This is a genomic window from Bradyrhizobium sp. BR 10289 (assembly GCF_019455385.1).
Classification (GTDB): domain Bacteria; phylum Pseudomonadota; class Alphaproteobacteria; order Rhizobiales; family Xanthobacteraceae; genus Bradyrhizobium.
Window position 1 is genome coordinate 1 of the sequence record NZ_JACOFR010000059.1, and the last position, 664, is coordinate 664.

1 protein-coding gene is annotated in these 664 nt (G+C 67.3%); it reads right to left on the bottom strand.

The window, feature by feature from the left end; translation table 11 throughout:
* On the bottom strand, positions 1-657 hold a 657-nt coding region (locus HYH08_RS37320), incomplete at its 3' end, for a mannose-1-phosphate guanylyltransferase (RefSeq protein ID WP_220014812.1).
* Positions 658-664 lie beyond the last annotated feature (7 nt).

The following is a 664-nucleotide window of genomic DNA, read 5'->3' on the forward strand; positions in this document are numbered from 1 at the left end:
CGCCTCGACGCTGGCCGCATCGACCTTGCGGTATTCGTCGAGCAGGACGCTGGCCGGAAACATGAAGTTGCCGCTATTCCACAGATAGCCCGAATTGACGTAATCGGCCGCCTTCACCGCATCGGGCTTCTCGACGAAGCGCGCGACGGCATGCACTTGGCCGGAGATCACCTCGCCGGGGCTGATATAGCCGTATTCGGTCGCCGGCCGCTCCGGCTTGACGCCGAAGGTGACGATGCGTCCCGCGCTCGCGGCGGTGAGGCCTTCGCGGCAGGCGGCGACGAAGGCGGGATTGTCCTGCACCACGTGGTCGGCGGCGAGCGCGAGCACGATGGCTTCGCTCGAACGGTTCTGCGCGAACACCGCGCCGGCGGCGATCGCGGGACCGGAATCGCGCCGCATCGGCTCGAGCAGCACGTCGGCCTCGATGCCGATCTCGGCGAGCTGCTCCAGCACCATGAAGCGATAGGACGCATTGGTGATGACGATCGGACGATCGAACAGCGCGGCGTCCGAGACGCGCAGCAGCGTGTCCTGGAAGGTCGAGCGCGCGCCGAACAGCGGCAGGAACTGCTTCGGGCGCACCTCGCGCGAGGCCGGCCACAACCGCGTGCCGGCGCCGCCGCACATGATCAGGGGGATAATGCGTTTGTCCATCGTCATC